At 63.8% G+C, this 18,959-nt stretch carries 16 protein-coding genes; 1 reads left to right on the forward strand and 15 read right to left on the reverse strand.

Annotated features, from left to right (window positions below):
• Positions 1–45: 45 nt before the first annotated feature.
• From ABIB29_RS07950 to ABIB29_RS08010, 13 genes are all read right to left on the reverse strand, one after another.
• Entirely contained in the window at positions 46–1,602 is a 1,557-nt protein-coding gene (locus tag ABIB29_RS07950; RefSeq protein WP_354171642.1) for a glycoside hydrolase family 32 protein, read from the reverse strand.
• Positions 1,599–2,696 (reverse strand): ATP-binding cassette domain-containing protein, encoded by a 1,098-nt coding sequence (locus ABIB29_RS07955; RefSeq protein ID WP_354171644.1) that lies wholly within the window; start codon positions 2,694–2,696, stop codon positions 1,599–1,601. The genes ABIB29_RS07950 and ABIB29_RS07955 overlap by 4 nt, the downstream gene beginning before the upstream one ends.
• Positions 2,693–3,655 (reverse strand): ABC transporter ATP-binding protein, encoded by a 963-nt coding sequence (locus ABIB29_RS07960; protein WP_354171646.1) that lies wholly within the window; start codon positions 3,653–3,655, stop codon positions 2,693–2,695. Before ABIB29_RS07960 ends, ABIB29_RS07955 begins: the two co-directional genes overlap by 4 nt.
• The gene (locus tag ABIB29_RS07965) at positions 3,652–4,578 is read right to left on the reverse strand and encodes an ABC transporter permease (RefSeq protein ID WP_354171648.1); all 927 of its coding nucleotides are present in this window, start codon (positions 4,576–4,578) and stop codon (positions 3,652–3,654) included. The genes ABIB29_RS07960 and ABIB29_RS07965 overlap by 4 nt, the downstream gene beginning before the upstream one ends.
• Before the next feature lie 10 nt (positions 4,579–4,588).
• Positions 4,589–5,566: an ABC transporter permease gene (locus tag ABIB29_RS07970; protein WP_354171650.1), complete on the reverse strand. Its 978-nt coding sequence runs from the start codon at positions 5,564–5,566 to the stop codon at positions 4,589–4,591.
• Between the two features lie 94 nt (positions 5,567–5,660).
• Complete coding sequence (locus tag ABIB29_RS07975) at positions 5,661–7,337, reverse strand: ABC transporter substrate-binding protein (protein ID WP_354171651.1); 1,677 nt, start codon at positions 7,335–7,337, stop codon at positions 5,661–5,663.
• A 78-nt stretch (positions 7,338–7,415) separates the two neighbouring features.
• The gene (locus ABIB29_RS07980; RefSeq protein ID WP_354171653.1) at positions 7,416–8,486 is read right to left on the reverse strand and encodes a LacI family DNA-binding transcriptional regulator; all 1,071 of its coding nucleotides are present in this window, start codon (positions 8,484–8,486) and stop codon (positions 7,416–7,418) included.
• A gap of 324 nt (positions 8,487–8,810) precedes the next feature.
• Positions 8,811–9,755 carry a carbohydrate kinase family protein gene (locus tag ABIB29_RS07985; protein ID WP_354171654.1) on the reverse strand — a complete coding sequence of 315 codons (945 nt, stop codon included), beginning with the start codon at positions 9,753–9,755 and terminating at the stop codon, positions 8,811–8,813.
• A gap of 28 nt (positions 9,756–9,783) precedes the next feature.
• Positions 9,784–11,301: a glycoside hydrolase family 32 protein gene (locus ABIB29_RS07990; RefSeq protein WP_354171656.1), complete on the reverse strand. Its 1,518-nt coding sequence runs from the start codon at positions 11,299–11,301 to the stop codon at positions 9,784–9,786.
• 25 nt (positions 11,302–11,326) lie between these two features.
• Positions 11,327–12,238 carry a carbohydrate ABC transporter permease gene (locus ABIB29_RS07995; RefSeq protein WP_354171657.1) on the reverse strand — a complete coding sequence of 304 codons (912 nt, stop codon included), beginning with the start codon at positions 12,236–12,238 and terminating at the stop codon, positions 11,327–11,329.
• Positions 12,239–12,246: 8 nt separating this feature from the next.
• Entirely contained in the window at positions 12,247–13,176 is a 930-nt protein-coding gene (locus ABIB29_RS08000; RefSeq protein WP_354171659.1) for a carbohydrate ABC transporter permease, read from the reverse strand.
• Entirely contained in the window at positions 13,173–14,633 is a 1,461-nt protein-coding gene (locus ABIB29_RS08005) for an extracellular solute-binding protein (RefSeq protein ID WP_354171661.1), read from the reverse strand. Before ABIB29_RS08005 ends, ABIB29_RS08000 begins: the two co-directional genes overlap by 4 nt.
• Positions 14,634–14,865: 232 nt before the next feature.
• Positions 14,866–15,909 carry a LacI family DNA-binding transcriptional regulator gene (locus tag ABIB29_RS08010; protein ID WP_354171662.1) on the reverse strand — a complete coding sequence of 348 codons (1,044 nt, stop codon included), beginning with the start codon at positions 15,907–15,909 and terminating at the stop codon, positions 14,866–14,868.
• A gap of 907 nt (positions 15,910–16,816) precedes the next feature.
• Here ABIB29_RS08010 and ABIB29_RS08015 point away from each other — a divergent pair.
• Positions 16,817–17,062, forward strand: a complete 246-nt coding sequence (locus ABIB29_RS08015) for a type II toxin-antitoxin system RelE family toxin (RefSeq protein WP_354171663.1) — start codon at positions 16,817–16,819, stop codon at positions 17,060–17,062.
• 332 nt (positions 17,063–17,394) lie between these two features.
• Here ABIB29_RS08015 and ABIB29_RS08020 read toward each other — a convergent pair whose 3' ends face one another.
• Positions 17,395–17,628 (reverse strand): DUF6480 family protein, encoded by a 234-nt coding sequence (locus ABIB29_RS08020; RefSeq protein WP_354171665.1) that lies wholly within the window; start codon positions 17,626–17,628, stop codon positions 17,395–17,397.
• 40 nt (positions 17,629–17,668) lie between these two features.
• Positions 17,669–18,844, reverse strand: a complete 1,176-nt coding sequence (locus ABIB29_RS08025) for a zinc-dependent alcohol dehydrogenase (protein WP_354171667.1) — start codon at positions 18,842–18,844, stop codon at positions 17,669–17,671.
• Positions 18,845–18,959: the final 115 nt, after the last annotated feature.

The raw sequence follows: 18,959 nt of genomic DNA on the forward strand, positions 1-18,959 counted from the left end.
CCTCGATGCTGCTGTGAGAGTGGGTATTGTTCTAGTGCCTCCGGTTCAGGGAAAGAGGCTCCGGGTACCGTCAAAGATTTCGGCCATGGTCCATGCGTCGAGGGAGAGTACCTGTGCCGTGCCTTCGGCGGCAAGGCTGACGTGTTCCCCGCCAAGGGTGGGGTAGACGCGGGCGGTGAGCGCTATCCCGTTGGCAAAAATTTCGACGGCGGATCGGTCCAGGATGACACGCAGGTGCACCCGCCCTTCGGACATGGGGACGGGTCCTGACTTGTCTTCCACATCAACGGTTAGATCCAGGCTGCTTCGCGTGCGGTCCAGGCGGAGCGTGCCATTGTTGCCGCCGTCACCCGCCCTGTACAGCTCAATAATTGTTTCCTCGTCGGGGTTGCCGGAGGTGCCCCTATCAATGGAGCCCAGAACACCGAGTCGCAGCAGTGCGCCCGGTGCCAGTTGCAAGTCCAGTTCGAGGTCGAGTTGCTTGCCGGACAAGCCGGTTTCCAGGGGCACCAGGGCGCCGGTCAGCACCTGTCCGGGCAGGCCGGCGTGGTCACGGCGCAGCTTCTTGATTTCTGGTACGGGTGCGAAGCGGAGAGTACCGTCGTCCGCGGTAGTGACGATTCGCGGCAGGCTCATCACCCCGGACCAACCGGCCTCCACCATTGCGGCATCACTTCGGCCTTCCTGCATCCAGCCGAACATGACACGTCGCCCGGACTCATCCTCGAATGATTGCGGTGCGTAGAAGAAGCGGCCTCCGTAGTCGAGGCGGTGCAGGGCCGCGGGCTCAAAGGTATCCCCGGCGTATCGGCCGGTCCAGTACAGCGGGTGGCGGGTGTCGCCGTCGTTCCAGGCGGAGAAAACCAGCACATCCGGCGAGCCGTCAGAAGGCGCAGACCCCAGCGAACCCTGGCCCGTCCGGAAAAGGTCCACGCATTCCCACATGGTCCCCGTCCAGTCAGTGTCCGCAGGATCGCCATGCGAGGCATCGCCGATGAATAACGGTCCGATGTAGTCCCACGAGCGCAGGTCCGGCGACTCGTACAAGAACGCCGTACCGCCGCGCTGACGAATGCCGGAACCCACTAACTGCCGCCACTTCGTTCCTTCACGCCAGACGCAGTGATCGCGGTACGCCGTGATGTCTACTCCAGCCGGCGGTGCTGCGATCACGGGATTTCGGGGGTCCTTGGTCCAGTTCAGCAGGTCCGGGGATCCTACGGCGACGCAGGGCAGTTCCTTGCCCTCGGACCGCCCCGAATACACCAAGGTGGGCGTACCGCCGTCGTTCACCAATACCCCGGACCAGCAGCCCTCGGCGTCCGCTCCGGCCGACGGTTCCATGGCAACGGGCCGGTCTGTCCATGTGACGAGGTCCGTGCTGGTGGCGTGACCCCACTGGATGCGGTGGTGGAAAGCGCCCTCCGGGTTGTACTGGTAGAAGAGGTGGTAAATGCCGTTCCATTGGCTGACGCCGTTGGGATCGTTGAGCCAACCGGCCGGTGACACGAAATGGAAGCGTGGCCGGAGGGGGTCGGCGTCGGCGCGGGCAACCAACTCATCCTGTGGAACGGTTGCGAGCGGGTGGGTCAGGTCAGTCACGCGGATGCCTCTTCTTGAGCGTTCGACGCCGGGCGGTTGGGTTGGGTCGGTTCGCCTGCCAGGGCATGGCCGGCGGCGCCAGCCCACGGCTGGTAGAGGTGGCAGCGCACCCAGTGGCGGTTGTCGGGGCCTCCCACGCGGTGGCGAACGGGTTCCTCGGCTGAGCAGGTCTGGTTTGGGTCGCCGTCGAAAGTGCAGGTGGTCGAAGCCATCACCGCCTGCCGCAGTTCGGCCCGGCGGACGGGATCGTACGAGCCCGCCCGGGCAGGATCCGGGACGGCTGAGACCAGCAGCTGTGTGTACGGGTGGGCCGGGTTGGCCAGGAGTTCCAAGGACTCGCCCTCTTCAACGAGCTCTCCCGCGAACATGACCGCCGTCCGGTCCGCGAGGTATCGGGCCGAGGCGAGGTCGTGTGTGATGTAGAGCATGGAGATTTCCTGCTCATCGCGGAGCTTGCGCATCAGGTTAAGCACGCCGATCCGGACTGAGACGTCCAGCATGGAGGTGGGTTCGTCGGCGAGGATGACCTGTGGTTCCACGGCAAGGGCCCGGGCAATCGCGACTCGTTGGCGCTGCCCGCCGGAGAGTTCGTGCGGGTAGGAGTTCAGCATGTCGGCCTGCAGGCCCACGGTGGTCATGAGATGCTCGAGTCGCTGCTGCGTCTCCGTCTCGGAGCTGCCGCCCTTCCGGTGGATCGCCAGGGACCTCCGCAGGAAGTGCTCCACTCTGTGGGCAGGATTCAGCGAGCCGAAGGGGTCCTGGAAGACCATCTGCAGTTGGGAGCGGAAGGCTCGCGATGCCTGGAAGCGGTCGCGCTTGAGGACGTCGACGCCGTCGATCAGGATCTCGCCGGAGCTCGGCTTTTCCAGCCGGGCAACGCAGCGGGCCAGGGTGCTCTTACCCGACCCGGACTCTCCCACGAGGGCCACGATTTCGCCGCGGCCAATGGTCAGGTCGATGCCGTGCAGGGCCCGGACGGACTCCCGGGAGAACAGGCCACCCATGGGGAAGGACTTACCCAGTCCGCGGACCTCGAGGGCGGGCGTTTGGGTGGAAACGTCTGGACGTGATGAAGACTGTACAGCGTGGCTCATCGTGCGGCTCCTTCCATAATGGCGGCGTCAGCCGCTGAAGCGTCGGGACTGACAGGTGCCACGAAATGGCCGGGTGCCGCCTCGGTGAGGTCCGGGATGTTACGGAACTTCACGCCGTCGGGCAGTCCCGTCAGCGGAACCCGCGGGCCGGTGAGCGGCGGGAACGCGCCCATCAGCGCCTGGGTGTAGGGGTGGCGGGGGTTGGTGTAGACGTCCTGCGCCTTCGCCGTCTCCACGATCCTGCCGCCGTACATCACGGCCATGCGGTGCGAGAGTTCCACCATGAGTGACATGTCGTGCGTGATGAACAGGACAGAGAAGCCGAGCTCGCGCTGGAGTTCCTTGATCTGGGCCATGATCTCCTGCTGCACCACCACGTCCAGCGCGGTGGTGGGCTCGTCCAGAATCAGGAGCGACGGCTTGAGCGCCACGGCCATGGCAATCACGGCTCGCTGCCGCATGCCGCCCGAGAGCTGGTGCGGGTAGGACTTGAGGCGTGCGGGGTCTATCCTCACCAGTTCCAGCAGTTCACCGGCGCGCCGGAGGGATTCCTTGCGGGAGTAGCCGGCGTGGGTGGTGAAGATGTCCACGATCTGTTCGCCGATGGTCAGCACGGGATTGAGCGAGTTCATGGCTGACTGGAAGACCATGGCCACGTCCTGCCATCGGAAGCGCCGCAGCTCTTCCGGGCTCATGGCCAGGACGTCCTTGCCGCCGAAGGAAATGCTGCCGCCTGCGATCTTCGCGGGATCCTTGAGCAGCCGCATGATCGAGTTGGCAATGGTTGATTTTCCGCAGCCGGATTCCCCTGCGAGCCCGAACACCTCACCGGTGCCGATGCTGAAGGAAACGCGGTCTACGGCAGTGGTGGAGCGGGTGTCGCCGATGTACTTGACGGTGAGGTCCTTGACGTCCAGGACGGGTTCACGGGAGCCGAAGGACACTTGGGAGATGGTCATTTGGCGGCGCTCTTTTCGGTATCTTTCGGGGTTTTGATCTTCCGCAGCCGCGGGTTGGTGACCTCGTCCACGGCGTAGTTAATGAGGGCCAGGGCGAAGGCGACCAGTGCGATGCAAACGCCCGAGGGTACGAACACCCACCAGCTGCCGGTGAGCAGTGCGCCCTCGTTGCCGGCCCAGAAGAGGTTGTTGCCCCAGGAGACGGTGCTGACGTCACCCAGGCCAAGGAACTCCAGGCCTGCCTGGGCGCCGATGCCGTAGATCACGCAGGCCAGCAGGGTACCCATGACGATCGAGGCCATGTTCGGCAGGATCTCGCGGAACATGATACGGCCAGCCCGTTCGCCGGACACCACCGCCGCGGCCACAAAGTCCTTTGAGCGGATGGACAGCGCCTGAGAGCGCAATACACGTGCCGACCCAGCCCAGCCGGTGACCACGAGGACCAGGATCACGGTTCCCAAACCCGGCGGCAGGAACGCGGCCAGGATGACAAGGAGCGGCAGCCCGGGAAGGAGCAGGAAGACGTTGGTCACCAGGGACAGTGCTTCGTCAATGAACTTGCCAAAGTACGCCGAGGCCAGGCCCACCAAAATGCCGATGAAGGTGGATGCGAAGCCCACAGTCAACCCGACGAACAGGGAACTGCGGGAGCCGTGGACAGTCAGGGCAAGCACGTCCTGACCTTTGGCCGTGGTGCCGAGCCAGTGCTCGGGAGACGGTTCCAGCGAGGCCATCGCGGTGATCCGCGACGGGTCTCCAGGGAACAGCACGGGCGCCAGCAACGCAAGCGCGATGAACACGAGCATCACGACCATGCCCACCAGGGCTTTCTTGTTGGAGATAAGTCCGTGGACGAAACTGCGGTTGGGCTTGCGGGCAGCTATGGGCTGAGTGGGCTGCTTCAGAATTGCGGTTGTCATGATGGGTCCCTCAGTTGCTGCGCACGCGCGGGTCGAGGCGGACGTAGAGGATGTCCACCAGAAAGTTCGCCAGCAGCACGGCGGCGGTGATGGTCAGGAACAGGCCCTGCATGAGCGGGTAGTCGAGGCCTTGGACGGCGTTGAGGAGTTGGTAGCCGACGCCGGGGTAGGCGAACACCACCTCGGTGAGCAGCGCACCGCCCACCACGAAGCCCAGTCCCATGCCGAAGCTTGTGACCGACGGGAGCATGGCGTTCCGGGCGGCGTAGCGGAGCATGATGCGGCCCGGCCGGAGGCCCTTGGCCTCGGCCATGGTGATGTAATCCTCCGAGTTCGTGGCGATCATGGTGTTCCGCATGCCCAACATCCAGCCGCCAATGGATACCAGCACAATCGTCAACGCCGGCAGGACGAGGTGCGCCCCGACGTCGCCGATGAACTCCCACGTGAAGGCGGGCTCCAAGCCGGCCGTGAACGCGTGGCGGATGGGGAACCAGCCCAGCACCACGCCGAACAGGTACAGCGCGCCCATCGCGAGCCAGAAGTACGGGAACGAGCCGATGAATACGAGCAGCGGCGGAAGCGCGGAGTCGATCGCGCCGCCGCGCCGCCAGGCGGCCAGGATGCCCAGCAGGTTACCCGCGACGGCGGCAATCACCAGTGCGGTTCCACCGAGCAGGAGGGTCCAGCCGATCTGGGACGCAATGACCTCGGTGACCGGAGTGGGGAAACGTGAGATGGAGACGCCCATTTGCCCGGTGAAGATGTTGTGGAGATAGCCGGTGTATTGCTCCCAGAGAGGCCGGTCGTCAACGCCGAGCAGCTTGCGCAGGGCCTCGATCTGTTCAGGCTGCATTCTGTCCTGGGAGCGGGCGAACATGCGGGAGACGGGGTCCCCGGGCATGAAGCGCGGGAGCAGGAAATTTAGGGTGATGGATGCCCAGAAGGCGATCAGGTAGAAACCCAGGCGGCGCAGGATGAAGCGCACGGTTTCCCTCCATTTCGGGAATTGCGGAAAGTTTGGGGGCACGCCCGGCGGGGTTGGTTGCCCGCCGGGCGTGCAGTGTGGGTGACCCGCTACGCTACTTGCGCGGTTCCAGCGTGGTCAGCACCAGCACCGTCGTAGGTGCACGGACCGAAAGGGTGGCATAAGGGTTGCCCTCGGTGGGCCAGCCGGTGAAGCGGGTGTCGTTGAAGGCGCCCCATTCCGGGCCGGAGAACAGAGGCACCAGCGGTGCGACGTCGTCGTATTGTTCCTGCAGCTTGTTGGCGATGTCCTTCTGCTTGGACTCCTCGGCCTCGGCAGCGAATTCCGCCAGCAGGGCATCGGCTTTGGTGTCGCCGAAGCGGTGGTAGTTGTCGAACGTCTTGATGCCTACGGGCTTGACGGTGGCCGTGCCCATGGAGGTGTTGAAGTACTTGTACGGGCTGGGGTCATTGGCGCTCCAGACGATGCCGGAGTCGAAGTCGCCCGTCTCGTAGCCGGCAACCACGGCAGCCCAGTCCGGGGACTCCACCTTTGCTGTGACGCCGACTTCTGCCAGGTTCTGCGCGATCACGTTGGCCACGGACAGCCAGTCAGAAGACGACGCGCCCACGGAGATCTTGAATTCGAAAGGCTTGCCATCCTTGAGCGTGCGTTTGCCGTCAGCACCCTTCGGGTAGCCCGCCTTGTCCAGCAGCTCATTGGCCTTCTGGACATCCAGCTTGGTCCAGGTGCAGTTCTCCTTGACCTCGTTGTTCTTCCAGGTCTCGTAGTTACCGGAGAGTCCGGTGCAGTCCGCAGGCTTGGCGTAGCCACTCATGCCGATCTTGGTGACCTGCTCCCGGTCAACGGCCATGCTCAGGGCCTTGCGGACATCAACATCGTTGAAGGGGGCCTTGGTGGTGTTGAGCTGCCAGTTGATCATGGCGCCCGTGGCCGGGAACCAGTAGTGGCGGTGTTCCTTGTCCTTGGAAACGAACGTCTTTTCGATGTTCGGGATGTACTGCGGAGCCCAGTCCACGTCGCCGTTCGCGGCGGCGAGGTTGGCGCCGTCGTTTCCTGCAAAGGCGAGCATCTTGATACCGGCGATCTTCTGCTTTTCCGGTTGCCAGTAGTTGGGGTTCCTCTTCAGCACAAACGACTGGGCCTGGAAACTGTCAACCTCGGTGTAAGGGCCTGTGCCGACGGGCTTGGCATTGGCGTCCTTCTCCGGATCGGCGAGGGCGGACCAGATGTGCTTGGGCAAGATGGTGAGTTGTCCGACGTCGTGGAGGGCCGGCGACCAGGGCTTGTTGAAGTTGAAGGTAACTTTGTTGGTGCCTTCCGCGGCAACGGTGTCCAGATAGTCGTAACCACCCTTGATCTTCTTCTGGAGCTCGAAGGAGTAAGCGACGTCCTCGGCCACGAACGGTTGGCCGTCGGACCACTTAACGCCATCGCGCAGGGTGAAGGTGATGGACTTGCCGTCGTCGGCGGCCTCCCATTCAGTGGCCAGCCACGGCACGGTGTCACCCTTGGCCGGGTTGAAGATCAGCAGCGACTCGTAGATGGACTGCTGGACCATCGGGTTGACGGTGGGTGCGAACGGGTTGAAGTTCTGCACAAACGTGCCCATGTCCTCACGCGGAATGGTGAGGAAGGCGCTGGCGTTCGCTGCGGCGTCGGTGCCGGCAGGCTTGTTCACGGTGGCTGCACAGCCGGTCAGCAGCAGTGCGCCCACCGCCAGCCCGGCCGCCGTTGTACGGGCAGCCCTCAGGAATCGGGGTTGTGTCATGATGGTTATCTCTTTCCTATCTTCATCAGCAAGGTGAAGGGGTGGGGGAGGGGTTGCTCTTCGCTATTGATTTCGCGGTCAGACCGAAGAGCGTTCTAGCAGCGGACAGCCGACTAATTGCTGGTCGGCAATTATCGGCTGTCCTGCTGTAAGAGCTGCGAGCGTCTGGACTCCCAGGGCGCCCATTTTTTCAAACGGCAACGCAACCGTGGTCAGCTTGGGCCTAAGGTAGGCCGCAATCAGTTCCTGGTTGTCGAAGCCGATCACGGCGATGTCTCCGGGGATGGCCAGGCCCCGTTCTTTGATGGCGTCGTAAGCGCCCATCGCCATGCGGTCATTGAGGCAGAACAGCGCGGTTGGCCTGTCTTTTTCCGTGTAGCGGTCCAGGATTTCACAGGCGGCCTCGTACCCGCCGTCAGCCGTCGCATGTCCGGGCACCACGAGCTGCGGGTCCAGCTCGAGGCCGGCGTCGGCAAGTGCTTCGCGGGCACCTGCCAAACGTCCGACTGCTGCCGGAATATCCGGGTCCAGGTTGATCACTCCGATCCGCCGGTGGCCGGCTTGGAGCAATCGTTCGACGGCGACGCGGCCGCCCGCTCGCTCGTCGGGGACAATCGAGGGCAGCCTTCCGTCTGCATCGAAGCAGTTGATCAGGACGGTGGGTACCTCGTTGGCGCTTTCGGGAACGTGAACGCCCCGGTGGTACGTGGCTGCATAGAGAAGGCCTTCCACGCGTTGTTCCAGCAGCTTTTCAATGGCGGCATCTTCCATGCCCTGGTTGGGTCCTACGGCATCGGCCTGGTCGGAGGGCGCGATGAGCAGGAACCGACGGTCGAGCCAGGCCTGGTCCTGTGCACCTTTGATGATGTCGACGGCGAACGGTGCCGTCACGATCTCGGTGACAATCCCGTACCAGCCACTGCGCTGGGATGCCAGCGCACGTGCCCCGGCATTCGGGCGGTAGCCCAAAACCTGAACAGCTTCGTTGATCCGGGCGCGGGTCTCCTCGGAGATGCTGGCATTTTCGCGGTTGCTCAGCACGAACGAGACCGCGGTCCGGGAAACGCCGGCGTGCTTGGCAACATCATTCATGGTGACACCCCGCTGCCGCGCAGCCCCGGCATGGTTCGAGGTGGTGGTTTTCGCCATTGAATGCTCCGGTGATAGTCGGTGGTGCTGCCAGATAGGTAACGCGCGTTACCTGCGCATAGATAGAGGTTACGCGCGTTACTAGACGTGTGTCAAGGGTTACATTTCTGGGTGTGAAGTTACTGCGGCGCCGCTCGGCCAGCGCACCTAAAAGCCCTTCGGGCCATCGGGATCAGACGGGGTGGCAACTGGCGCTGGCCACGTCTTCACGCTGGTTCCGTCATCACGGCAGGGGACGGCTTGAGAACGCCCTGCCGGCGACCGAACCAGCTCCCCCTGGGCAGGGCGCCGCACGGAGGGTACGTACTACGCGTGCGAATGCAGCTAGGACTGATGCTGATGCTGGAGCTGTGTGCGGAGTTCGTCTTGGGTTGGGGGCCGGGCGCCGGCCCGGGATACGGTGATCGCGGCCGCGGCGGCCGCCGTGCATCCCAGCTGGTCAAGGACGGAAGGAGCCAGGCCGCCGGTTCCGCGGGTGAGGAGTCCCAGGATCAGGGCCGCCATGTAGGAGTCGCCGGCGCCTATCGTGTCAACCACGGAGGTCTTCACTGCAGCAATGCTCAGGGTGGTAGTGGGCGTCGCGAGCAATGAACCTAATGAGCCCCTGGTGATGACCGCCAGCTCCGCTCCCAGATCCAGGACGTGCGTGGCGGTTTCCTCCAAGGACTTCCTCGGGTAAAGCCATGCGGCGTCCTCGTCACTGAGTTTGACGACGCTGGTGAGCTGCACCAGTTCCTCGAAAGTGTGCCGTGCTTCGGCATGGGTTCCGAGCAGGGCTGGCCTGATGTTGGGATCGTAGGTGATGATGCACTCGCTGCGGAGTTCCTGGAGCATATCTTTGACGCCGCCGGCGCCCGGTGACAGGAAACTTGCGATCGAACCGGTGTGGACGATCCTGGGCGGAGTGAGTGCAGGATCCAGCGGTTCCACATCCCAGGTGATGTCGAAGGCGTAGCTCGCCGAGCCATCGCGGGCGAGGGTGGCGGTCGCCGTCGACGTTCTCTCCAGTGACCGGGAGCCTGGCAAGAGCGTCACCCCGGCGCCCGTGAGGTGCTCCTCAAGCGCGTCACCACGGCCGTCAGTGCCAATGGAAGTGAGCAGTCCGGTGCTCACTCCCAGGCGGGCCAGGCCGTAGGCGACATTGGCCGGTGACCCGCCGGGATGTTCATTGGTCCCCTCAGGCGTGGCGACGACGTCGATCAGGGCTTCCCCGATAACGACGACGTCCAACGCCTGCCGGGGCGGGTTAGGTTTCCCGTTGTTGTGCATGTCTGTTGTTCCTTGCTTTGGTGCTGCCCTACCCGAGCTGCGTGGCCTGAAGGCTGTTCATGGTCGCCGCGCCGCCTACGGCGTATACGGCGACGTCGGTGCTGGTCTCCGCCGGGAAGATCAGTTCGGTCATGGTGACCTGGCCGTCCTGGGCAAAGACTTCAACGGAACAGCGGTCCACGTAGATGGTGAGCTCGTAGGACCCCTGCTTGGCCAGGATGGGAGCTGTGTCAATGGAGCTGAAGGATGCGTGGAAGTCTGTCCTGCCGGATTCGCGCCGGTCCACGAGGAGTGTGGCCTGCCCGGGCCGGATGCCCACGCGGGTTCCCTTTGCACCGTCTCCACGCAGGATGAGACCGAATTCCTCTGCGCTTCCGGGGGTGAAGCTGACGTCAATGCGCTGGACGGTACCGGCCGCGCCCGCCAGGACCTGCGCGCCGTCGTGGATGGTGGTTCCGGAAAGGTGGAACGACTCCGTGCCAGCCAGGTCATTCCAATCGCCCGCGGGCTGCTGGACCAGGCACGGTTCTCCGTCGCGGGTCTGGAGTGAAATTTCTCGGGCGAGGCTCATGGGGCTGCGCCAGGGCGTGGTGGGGATATGGTTCGCATATTCCCAGTTGTTCATCCAAGCGATCATCAGGCGGCGGTTGTCCGGGACGTCGCTGAAGGAAACGGCGGCATAGTAGTCACGGCCCCAGTCCAGCCAACGGTATTCGCCCAGCCGGGCCGGGTCCTGCGGGCCTTCGGTAACGGTGCTTGCGGAGGTGAATTTGGTTCCGTCGAAGTCACCGACGAAGTACTGGCCGGCGGAGCCGTTGTTGGGCCCGCCGGGATTGAGGTTGACGGTGAGGACCCACTTGACGTTTTCCGGGTCGCCGTCCACGGGCAGGGCAAACAGGTCCGGGCATTCCCAGACCCCGCCGGTGGCGTTTGCCGGCCCGAAGGTGCTCAGCAGTTCCCAGGTCTTCAGGTCGCGGGACTTGTAGAGGACTACCTGGAAGTCTGTGGCTTCGACGGCGACCATCACCCAGTAACTGTCCGCGCCGCCGTCGTACCGGATGACTTTGGGGTCCCGGAACTCGGCGGACCCGCGGTCAAGCACAGGGTTTCCTCCGTGTTTTGTCCAGCTGTAGCCCCCGTCCAGGCTGTAGGCCAGGGACTGGGCCTGGACGCCCTCATGCGTTGAGCCCGGCTTGAAGGCACTGGTGTAGATCGCCACCAGCGGGGGCGCCGACGGGGTGCCGAAGCCGCTGGTGTTGTCACAGTCATGGACGATGCTGCCGGAGAAGATGTCTTCGTTCTCGTCGCAGGCGATGGCGACGGGGTGTTCGGTCCAGGACAGCAAATCGGTGGAGGTGGCATGACCCCAGGACATGTTTCCCCAGACGTTTCCCAGCGGGTTGTTCTGGTAGTAGAGGTGGTAGACGCCGTCGTGGAAAATCAGGCCGTTGGGATCGTTGAGCCAGGTGTCCTTGGCGGTGTAGTGCAGGGCAGGGCGGTAGGTGTCTGTTGTGGCTGCCGTACTGGCCGGGGTGAGTGTATCCATGAGGTTCCTTTTATAAGTAAACGTGTTATTTGCTCGCGCCGGCCGTGAGGCCTTCGCGCAGGGTACGTTGGCCGAAGATAAAGACGACCAGTGCGGGCAGCATGGACAGGATCACGCCGGCGAGCACCACCGATATGCTCCCGGTGCCGAGGTTGCCTTGGAGCGTGACCAGCCCGAGGGGAAGAGTGAAGTTCTGTTCGCTGATAGTGAGGATCAGCGGCCGGAAGAACTCGTTCCAGTGGAAGTTGAACGCAAGGATCCCGACGATGGCCATACCCGGGACCGCCAACGGTGCGTAAACGGAACGGAAGATCCGCCACGGTCCGGCACCGTCCAGGGCGGCGGCCTCCGCAAAATCATTTGGCAGGCCCAGGAAATATTGCCGCATCAGGAAGGTGCCGAAGGCAGTAGGAATGGCCGGCAGGATCAGGGCCAGCAGGGTATCGGACAGACCCATCCCGCGGATAAGCATGAACACCGGGACGATGGTGACCTGCACCGGAACCATCATGGTAGCCAGGACCAACGAGAAGATGGCCTTCTTGCCACGGAAGTCCAGACGGGCGAAAGCGTAGCCGGCCAGCGTGGCGGAAGCCATCTGGCCAAGCGCGATCAGCCCGGTTACCAGGGCGCTGTTCAGGACCAGGAGGCCGACGTTGATCTGCTTGAACACCTCCTGGTAGGCGGTGAAGTCAGGGTTGATGGGCAGGAAGGACGGTGGCAGGTTGAAGGATTCCGACGGCGTCCGCAGTGAGGTGGAGAGGGTCCACAGGACAGGGCCGAGGGTCAGCGCCGCCGCCACGGCGAGCGCCGCGTACCTGCCGACAGTTCCTGCAGCGGGCAGGCGGCGGTTGCGGTAGGGCTTGCGGGTGGCCGGCGTGCCGGTGCTGGAACCCGAATGCTCGTTGGTCCCGGTGTGCAGGGTCTGGCTGGACATAGGGGACCTCACTGGTAGAAGACGAAGCGGCGGCTGAGGCGGAATTGCAGGGCGGTGACGGCAAGGATCAGCACGGTCAGGACCAGGCCGATGGCCGAGGCTTCGCCGAATTCCAGTTGCTGGAAGGCGGATTCAAAGATCACCATGACGGCGGTGCGGGTGGAATCCCCTGGACCGCCGTTGGTCAGGACGTACGGCTGGTCGAAGACCTGCAGGGCACTGATGATCGCCATGACGGAGGCGACGAGCACGGTGGGGCTGATCAGCGGAAGGGTGACATTGCTGAACTGTTTCCAGCCCGTTGCGCCGTCCAGGTTTGCTGCCTCGTGCAGTTCTTTCGGAATGTTGCTCAGGGCGCCGAGGAAAAGCAGGAAGGAGAACCCGAAGTTTTGCCAGACATAGACCAGGACGACGACGGCAGCGGAGGCCGCGGGACTGGTCAACCAAGGCACTGCGGGAATGCCGACGAGCGACAGGAGCCAGTTCACCACGCCGAACTGTTCGTTGAACATGTAACGCATGAAGATGGACACCGACGCGGCGGACAGGACCAGGGGAAAGAAGAAGGTGGAACGCAGGAACACCCTGAGCCAGGGTGGCATCCTGGCCTGGAGCATGGAAGCCAGGCTGAGTGCGATGCCGAGCTGAAGGACGACGGCAACGACGACGAACACGATGGTGTTCAGGAAGGACACGCGGACGGTAGGGTCCTGTGCCAGGGAGGCGAAGTTGGCGAAACCGACGAACTGGGGTGCTGAGATGATGTCCCAGCGGAAGAAGGCCAGGACCAGCGAGCCGATGATCGGCAGGAAGGTGAACAGGGCCATCCCCAGCAGCGTGGGAGCCAGGAAAATCATCGCCAGCCACCGCTCGACGAACGATCTCCGCGCGGCCGGTGGCTTGATGGCTTGGCGTGGGGCAGTGGACGTGGTGGTCATGAGTTCCTCCTGAGGGCCAGTTCGAGGTCGCGCTGCAGGGTGCCCATCGCTGTCCGTACGCCGGCGGAGTTGCCGCTGACAGCGGTGGATACGTTTTTCATCAGGGCAGTTTCGACGGCGGCCTGCTGCGGCGGCGCGGGGATCGGGCCGGAGGTGGGGAACTTGTCGAGGGTGTCGTAGAAGACTTTCCAATGCCGGGGCCCGGTGGCGGCGTAAAAGGACTCGTTCACCATTGAACGGCGGGTGGGAGTGGTGTTGGGTTTGGGCATGGCCAGCTGCATCGCTTCGCGGCTGGAGCAGAATTTGACCCATTCCCAAGCTGCGTCCTTGTCCTTCGCCGTGCGCATGATCGCGTAGCCGGCGGCGCCGAACTGATGCCGCTGCGTACGCCAGCGGGGGAAGAACTGCACATCGAACTGATCGGCCGTCATTCCGGCATCATGCAGGCCTTGCGCCCAGTAACCACCTGCCGGCGTGGTGCCGATGCGGTTGTTCCCGAACAAGCCAACCAGGGCATTTCCGCCCCCGGACTCAGGCCGTACGCCCAGTCCTTCGGCAACAAGTTCGCGCAGGTAGTCAAAGGTCTCGACAACCCGCGGGTCCTCGGCATTGGGGGCCAGCCACTGATACCCGCCGCCGCGGGTGGCCCGGGCAGGGTCCATTGGATAAAAGCGGTCCCACAGCCAGTCCCCGCCGGAAGCCTTGCTCTCGGTCAGGAAGCTGGTGTCGTTGGCGTACAGCCACGGCACTACTCCGCCGAAAAGCCGGTTGGTCCAGTAGTACGGGGTGAAGTCCGCCGGCCGTGCTTTCCGCAGGGCGCGGAGGGTTGCGCTGAAGTCATCCTGCGTCCAGTCGTCCCTGGGGCGGTCAAGGCCCGCCTGGGCAAAGGTGGTGGTATTCAAATACATGTTCGCCGCGTTCCAGTCCAGCGGAAGCTGGTAAAGGCTTCCCTGGTACATGAAGGCTTCCAGCAGGCTCGGATGAACGTCGTCGAAGTAATCGCTCATGTCGGCGGCGTCCCGGCGGACATAACCATCCAGTGGCTCGGCGAGCTTGTCGGCGAACAGGTGGGCGCCCTCGGTGGCCACGTAGACGACGTCCGGCGGTGTTCCGGCGGCCACCATGGTGAGGATTTTGGAAAAGAAGTCCTTCCAGTCCGCGCCCTGGATGGCCTGCACCTGGACCGGAATGTCGGGGTGGGCGGCGGTAAAGGCCTGAACCAGACCCTGGCGGGCCGCGGCGTCCGCTGAGGTTCCAAGGATGGCGATGCTCAGGGCCTTGCTGCCACGGCCGGGAACATCAGCCCCGGTCAATCGCGGCCACGCTCCTACCGTAGCTCCCGCCACGGCGAGTCCCGTAAGGCCGAGCATGGAACGCCGCGTGAGTTGCGAAATTCCGCCGCCGGGTCGCGGCGCATTCGAGGGGGCTGTTTGCCCCGGTGTCTTCTCAGACGTCATTGTCAGCTCCTCCTAACACGTGTTAAGTAGGTTAGGTGCGCAACCTAACACGTGTCAAGCATCAGGATCTTGGGTTCAAGTTCGACTGAATGTGGGGGGGTGATGAGGGTGATGCTACCGCCAGAGGAACCCCTCAGGGGCTAATCCGGGCAGATGGCTGGGAGGCGGACCGGTTGTGCCTGCTGGATAAGGGTTCACCAGACGACATGCTTGTGGAAAGTGTCCCGACTGGTTACGCGAGCGGGACCGCTGCCGTGGACGCCCGTTCGATGATCCGGCACGGCATGTACACCGTTCCCGCTTCAGCGTTCGCTGCCGCCTCGGCTTTTCCTTCGACCGCATCCAACAGCATGGACATGGCCGTTGCCCCAATTTCGGCGTGCGGAAGTGCCACCGTGGTCAGGGCGGGAACGAGGTTCGCAGCGAGGTTCTGCTGGTCGTCGTAGCCGACCACGGACAGATCCTGCGGTACACGCAGTCCTGCGCTAGCCGCGTACAGCAAAACGCCGGTGGCCACCCTGTCGTTCGAGCAAACGATCGCCGTCGGTCGGTCGCTGCCGCCCAGCACGGAGGAAGCGGCCCGGTAGCCCTCGTCAATGTCCCATCCGGTCGCATGGACGTGCTGTTGTTCACGGCCCAGCCCCGCCGCTTCCATGGCCTCCCGGTAACCCTGTTCGCGCTGCGGGGCGGCGGGTGAGCTGAGGGTCCCGGTTAACAGCGTTATGCGGCGGTGGCCCAAATCAATCAGCAGCTGCGCCGCGGCGCGTCCACCATCGACCTCTGCAGGTATCACCGACGAGAGACTTGAGGCGACATCAGTGCAATTGGCCAGAATGGCTGGCAAAGTGAGCATCGCCGAGGGGGTGGTAACTTCGCGTAGGCTGCCGGTGGCGTACATGATTCCGTCTACCTGCCGGTGCACGAGCTGCTGCGCTGCGGTGCTCTCACGGTCCGAGTCGTGTTCTGTATCCACAACCAGAACCATGTACCCCCGGGCCAGCGCGGTGCGTGAGGCGCCGCTGATCAGTCGACCGGCGAAAGGACTTGTGACAATCTCATCCGTAACGATGCCGATCGTTGATGTCCGCTGGTTGCGAAGGCTGAGGGCAACGGAGTTGGGCGTGTAATCCAGCTCCGCCGCAGCGCGGAGCACGCGCTCCTGGCGTTCCGCGGTGACGTTGCCGCGGGCTCTGCCGTTAAGCACCAGCGATACCGCACTGCGGGACACCCCTGCCCGTCGTGCCACATCCAGTGCCGTAGCTTTACGTTTGACCATGCCGATTCCCCTTGCTTTTCGACTTAGCATAGCTAACTCGTGTGAGGTCAGGAGATGCCTTGTTCGGGTGCCCTTTTTGCAGCAGCCCGGCCCAACGAAATCGACAGGGTCACGCCTCCGGCACAGGTGCCAGTGGGCATGCAAGTATTTGAGGCGCAGGTGCGCACCTTGAATTCAAAACGGGGAGGGCACCCTACCGCCGGTGTGAATGGAGCCCGGTGAGCGGACATCCGGAAGCCCCCGGTCAAGGAGCGGATACATCTCGTCCGCGGAACTTGGGACGTGCAGCAGCCCGCCGGCCAGGAGAGTGGCGGCCCTATAAGGGTGGTGAGCGGTTTGAAGTGCCGGGCGGTTCCACCTTTTTACTGTCCGCATTGGGACACCGTCGCCTACCTCTGCGCCTATACCGGCAATTCCTAGGCGACCCAGACATGTAACACCCCAACGAGTTGCTGCACAGCTGCAGTGACGCGGCCGAAAGACGTTCAGCGGTGGCCCTATTGCAGCGCATCGCTTTTCGCGTCTGGGTTTTCTTGGATTTTTATCGCCCAAGAAAGCCCGCGGCGAAATGGCGTACTCGACTCTCGAGCCCCGCGTCTTGGGGAATAAACGCCACGAATGATGGGAGAAACAGCGCTCCGGCTAGGAGTCTTCAACGTCGTCGCCGGATTTTTGAGTTGGCGCGGGCTCTACATTCTTCTAGTTGCGGGGCGTCGGTAAACACGCAGTCCGTCGCAGTGGAGGAACAGGGCTCGGCCCTTGCCGTCATCCTGCTGTAGCCAGAGCATGCTCCCGTCCAGGGCGAGCATGTCAATCCGTCCTGACGTTATGGGTCGTCCGTCACGGTGTATTTCGACTTCATCGGTTCGGGAAAGTTTGGACCTGTTGGGGACTACTTCAGGAGAGGGTGCCACGGCATGCCGGCCGGTTGCCGGTGAAGGCTGCCACCGCAATCGTCGAATTCGTTACCGGTGTTCTGGACGATAATCCCCGCTGGCTCAGCAAGCCCCTCACCAATGAACTCCTGGGCCTGAGCACCGCACGCCGTGGCGACTACCGCGTGCCGTTCACTCTCGATATTGAAGAGCACACCGTATATGTCCACCGCATCGAGCACCGCGCGGACGACTACAAGCCTCGCCAGCCTCGTTAGAAGAGCATGCCGGAACGTTGACAGGGGGTCCAGCCCGGCGCCTGTGCGGTGTGCACCGACCGCTGTCGGTCGAGCGCGTTCATTTTATCGACTGTCCAGACTTCAACGGCTGGTGGAATGCCGCACTTCCAGCAGTTGGTCCCGGGACTTCCGGGCTGAACCGAACACTCCGAAGTTCCCCGAAGGCCTTCAGCTTCGGCAGCCACAGTTCCATGGTGACCGCGGGGTACCTGCCCGACGGCATTCCTGCCAGGCCGGGCCCCGGGTGGGCTCAGTCCGGGTCGAGGAAGTCACCCATGCCCGGTAGGCCCGGTAGAACTCCGCCTGGCCCGCTATTCCTCGTGCCCCTGGTCGCCGCTCATCTGGTCCTCGGCCGGCGGAGTCTCGCCCGGCGGCACGCCTCCACCGGGCTCCAGCCCGGTGATGTTCCCGTTGAGCGGATCCGGGTTGGCCGAGGCAGCCGGATCGGCCGCCTCCCCGCTGCGCGTTCCCGGATGCTCCGCGCGGTCCGCCGGCTTCGGCGGATCCGGATTGGCCGGGTCATTTTCGGGGTGATAAGTGCTCATCGTTGTGCCTTTCGTAGTTCGGAACGGCGGCATTGCCCTGCTACGGCTTCAGGACCACCTTGATGCAGCCGTCTTCCTTCTTCTGGAAGATCTCGTAGGCGGCCGCGGCCCCGTCGAGGGAGACCTCATGGGTTTTGAGGTCCATGACGCCGAGCGGGTCCGCGGGATCCTCCACGAGCGGGAGCAGCTCGTCCGTCCACCGTCGGACGTTGCACTGTCCCATCCGGAGCTGGATCTGCTTGTCGAACATGGTGAGCAGCGGCATCGGGCTCGCTGTGCCCCCGTACACTCCGCTCAGTGAGACGGTCCCACCCCGGCGTACGGAATCCAGTGCGGCGTGGAGGACCGTCATCCGGTCGACGCCGGCGGTCTCCATGGCTTTCCTGGCCAACGCATCGGGCAGGAGCCCCACCGCATTCTGTGCAAAGGCACCAACCGGCGAATTGTGCGCCTCCATGCCCACGGCGTCGACCACGGCGTCAGGGCCCCTTCCGTCGGTCATGTCGCGAAGCTGGTCACCGACGTCCTTCGTGAAATCGATCGTTTCCACTCCGTGCCGCTCGGCCATGCGGCGGCGTTCCGGAACCGGCTCGACGGCGATCACCCGCTGGCCGAGGTGCCGGCCGACCCGGCTGGCGAACTGCCCCACTGGTCCGAGCCCGAAAACGGCCAGTGTCCCGCCTGCGGGGACGTCGGCGTACTTCACCCCCTGCCAGGCGGTGGGAAGAATGTCGGAGAGATAGAGGTACCGCTCGTCGGGCAGTTCATGCCCCACTTTGATCGGCCCATAGTCCGCGTGGGGCACGCGCAAGTACTCTGCCTGGCCGCCGGGGACGGACCCGTACAGCTCGGAGAATCCAAACAGGCTCGCCCCGCTGTTGTGGGCGTGAACCTGCGTGGTCTCGCACTGGGACTGCAGCCCCTGTTTGCACATCCAGCAATGGCCGCAGGAAATGTTGAACGGAATGACTACCCGGTCACCCGGCTTGAGGTTCGTGACTTCGGACCCGACCTCCTGGACAACCCCCATGGGCTCGTGGCCGAGGATGTCGCCGGCCTTCATATACGGCCCGAGGACTTCATACAGGTGGAGGTCGGAACCACAGATCGCCGATGACGTGATCTTGACGATTGAGTCCGTCGGCTCCTGGATCACCGGATCCGGAACCTCCTCCACGCTGACCGACCGCTTTCCCTGCCAGGTAAGTGCCCTCATGCCTGCTCCTTCAGTAGCCAATGGAATTGATAAGTATACTGACCAATCCGAGTATTCCCTGTCCGGGCCTCGGTGGGAAGGGGGTCCGGCCGGGAGCACCCACCGCTAAGCCATC

It is taken from the genome of Arthrobacter sp. UYEF36, from assembly GCF_040547025.1.
Lineage (GTDB): Bacteria > Actinomycetota > Actinomycetes > Actinomycetales > Micrococcaceae > Arthrobacter.

Coding starts and splice junctions, on each gene's coding strand:
- ABIB29_RS07955 (WP_354171644.1), bottom strand. CDS start 2,696: ATGAGCCACGCTGTACAGTCTTCATCACGTCCAGACGTTTCCACCCAA.
- ABIB29_RS07960 (WP_354171646.1), bottom strand. CDS start 3,655: ATGACCATCTCCCAAGTGTCCTTCGGCTCCCGTGAACCCGTCCTGGAC.
- ABIB29_RS07965 (WP_354171648.1), bottom strand. CDS start 4,578: ATGACAACCGCAATTCTGAAGCAGCCCACTCAGCCCATAGCTGCCCGC.
- ABIB29_RS07975 (WP_354171651.1), bottom strand. CDS start 7,337: ATGACACAACCCCGATTCCTGAGGGCTGCCCGTACAACGGCGGCCGGG.
- ABIB29_RS07980 (WP_354171653.1), bottom strand. CDS start 8,486: ATGGCGAAAACCACCACCTCGAACCATGCCGGGGCTGCGCGGCAGCGG.
- ABIB29_RS07985 (WP_354171654.1), bottom strand. CDS start 9,755: ATGCACAACAACGGGAAACCTAACCCGCCCCGGCAGGCGTTGGACGTC.
- ABIB29_RS07990 (WP_354171656.1), bottom strand. CDS start 11,301: ATGGATACACTCACCCCGGCCAGTACGGCAGCCACAACAGACACCTAC.
- ABIB29_RS07995 (WP_354171657.1), bottom strand. CDS start 12,238: ATGTCCAGCCAGACCCTGCACACCGGGACCAACGAGCATTCGGGTTCC.
- ABIB29_RS08000 (WP_354171659.1), bottom strand. CDS start 13,176: ATGACCACCACGTCCACTGCCCCACGCCAAGCCATCAAGCCACCGGCC.
- ABIB29_RS08005 (WP_354171661.1), bottom strand. CDS start 14,633: ATGACGTCTGAGAAGACACCGGGGCAAACAGCCCCCTCGAATGCGCCG.
- ABIB29_RS08010 (WP_354171662.1), bottom strand. CDS start 15,909: ATGGTCAAACGTAAAGCTACGGCACTGGATGTGGCACGACGGGCAGGG.
- ABIB29_RS08020 (WP_354171665.1), bottom strand. CDS start 17,628: ATGAGCACTTATCACCCCGAAAATGACCCGGCCAATCCGGATCCGCCG.
- ABIB29_RS08025 (WP_354171667.1), bottom strand. CDS start 18,844: ATGAGGGCACTTACCTGGCAGGGAAAGCGGTCGGTCAGCGTGGAGGAG.